Source organism: Pseudomonas reactans (assembly GCF_013385825.1).
GTDB lineage: Bacteria > Pseudomonadota > Gammaproteobacteria > Pseudomonadales > Pseudomonadaceae > Aquipseudomonas > Aquipseudomonas reactans.
Genome location: NZ_JACAPG010000037.1, coordinates 1 through 309 on the forward strand (window position 1 = coordinate 1; position 309 = coordinate 309).

Here is a 309-nt window from a genome sequence, read left to right on the forward strand (position 1 = left end):
AGTTCAGGCCCTGCGGGTTTTTCGGATCGGCCTGCAAGGTGCTGGCGATTTGCGCGATGCTCGGGCAGGTGTAGCCGGACTCGGCCTTGTCACCGTTCCACTGGAACAGTCTCAACGACTGGCCGCCGCTGTAGACGTAGCCCAGGCTGGTGCCGAGCTTGTCATCGGGAACCGAGGCGGGCAGTTGCTTGAGGTCCTCGGCAAAGGTCTCGAACTGGCCGCGCAGCAGGTCTTTATAGAGCAGCGTGAATTGTGCGGTCTGGCGCTCTACCGGGTCTTCGGCATGGGCAAGCTGTTGGCGCAGCAGGT

The 309-nt window shown here is 62.5% G+C and carries 1 pseudogene; it reads right to left on the bottom strand.

What is annotated here, in order from left to right:
* Positions 1 to 309, bottom strand: a pseudogene (locus tag HX868_RS30565) (outer membrane assembly lipoprotein YfiO); the annotation flags it as partial.